Origin of the sequence: Streptomyces alkaliphilus (assembly GCF_014141535.1) — a bacterium.
Lineage (GTDB): Bacteria > Actinomycetota > Actinomycetes > Streptomycetales > Streptomycetaceae > Streptomyces > Streptomyces alkaliphilus.
This window is the reverse complement of record NZ_VKHT01000989.1, coordinates 1-1,839: the sequence shown is the minus strand read 5'-3', so window position 1 is coordinate 1,839 and position 1,839 is coordinate 1. Positions and strand designations below refer to the sequence as shown.

The following is a 1,839-nucleotide window of genomic DNA, read 5'->3' as shown; positions in this document are numbered from 1 at the left end:
GGAGTCCCGTCCCTTCCCCAACCCGTTGGCGCCCGGCACCCCCTCCACCGTCGTCGACCTCAAGGGGGAGACCCACTACGCCCGCACCCTGGAGGACCTCCCCCCGGTCTACCACCGGGTCATGGAGGCGTGGAACACCGCGCTGGAGGAAGGGGCCGGGTTCGGTGTGATGCAGCGCGCCATCCGGGAACGCGATGTGCCGCGCATCCGGGAGATCTGGGCCCGGCTGGTGGAGCGCCTGGACAACCGGACCTTCTACGGCTTCCTCTGCGACTCCCCGGCCTTCTCCTCCTTCCGTGACCGGGAGATCTTCGGCCAGGTCGGGTTCGGCACCGGGGGTTGGGACACCGATTTCCCCAATTCCATCCTGGAGATCCTGCGGGTCGTCTACACCGGCGCCGACGACGACCACCGCCTCATCGTCGGGGGCAGTCGGCAGCTGCCCCTGCGACTGTGGGAGGACGAGCCGCAGAAGCTGGTGCACTGGCCGCGCGGCACCTCGCTGAGTTCCCTGCACGGGGGCCGTACCCGCCCCGCGGTGACCCGCCTGCACCGTACGGCGGGCAACCGGATCACCGTCACCGATGCCGACGGGGACGTGCGCACCTACCGGTCGGCGATCTTCACCGCCCAGTCCTGGCTGTTGCTCTCGCGCATCGACTGCGACGACGACCTGCTGCCCATCGACCACTGGACGGCGGTCGAGCGCACCCATTACATGGAGTCCTCCAAGCTGTTCGTGCCGGTGGACCGGCCCTTCTGGTTGGACCGTGACGAGCGCACCGGTCGGGACGCCATGAGCATGACCCTCACCGATCGGATGACCCGGGGCACCTACCTGCTGGACGACGGCCCGGATCGCCCCGCCGTCATCTGTCTGTCGTACACGTGGTGCGACGACAGCCTCAAGTGGTTGCCGCTGAGCGCCCGGGAGCGGATGGAGGTGATGCTCAAGTCCCTGCGGGAGATCTATCCGCATGTCGACATCCGGCGACACATCATCGGTAACCCGGTCACCGTCTCCTGGGAGAACGAGCCCTGGTTCATGGGGGCGTTCAAGGCCAACCTGCCGGGTCACTACCGCTACCAGCGACGCCTGTTCACCCACTTCGTGCAGGATCGTCTGCCCGCCGACCGGCGCGGTCTCTTCCTCGCCGGCGACGACATCTCCTGGACCGCCGGGTGGGCCGAGGGCGCCGTACAGACGGCCCTGAACGCGGTCTGGGGGGTCATGCGCCACTTCGGCGGCGCCTGTGATCCGGCCAATCCCGGTCCCGGGGACGTGTTCGACGAGCTGGCGCCGGTGGAACTACCGGAGGATTGAGGCGACGGCCGTTCCCCCGGCGCCCGTCGTTCCCCGGCCACCAGAGGAGAACCCCCGTGCCACCGGACCACTCCGCTCCCGCACCCGGACGAGCCGCCACCCCGGCGGGGATATCCCCGCCGCGTCCCGGCTCGGACGCCGTCGCCCGGGCGGTGGCGGAAGCCGAGGCCGCGGCCCCCGCGGGCCCCTTGCTCGTGCCCGAGGAGAGGGAACTGCGCCGACGCACCTCGGCCAAGTGGCGCTGCCATCCCGCCGATGTACTGCCGCTGTGGGTGGCGGAGGCCGACGTGCCCACCCCGGAACCGGTCGCCCGGGCCCTGCGCGAGGCGATCGACCGGGGGGACCTGGGATATCCCGCGGACCACCTCGGATACGCCCGGGCCCTGGACGCCTTCTCCCGGGAGCGGTGGGGCGTCCCGGTGCCGGAGGAACGGACCCTCCCGGTGGGTGACGTGATGCAGGGCGTCACCGAACTGGTCGCCCTGCTCACCCCGCCCGACGGCACGGTGGTGCTC

General features: G+C 70.8%; 1 protein-coding gene and 1 pseudogene. Both read left to right on the top strand.

The window, feature by feature from the left end:
* On the top strand, positions 1–1,324 hold a 1,324-nt coding region (locus tag FNQ90_RS21795; protein ID WP_182607912.1), incomplete at its 5' end, for a flavin monoamine oxidase family protein.
* 56 nt (positions 1,325–1,380) lie between these two features.
* A pseudogene (locus tag FNQ90_RS21790) lies at positions 1,381–1,839 on the top strand (pyridoxal phosphate-dependent aminotransferase); the annotation flags it as partial.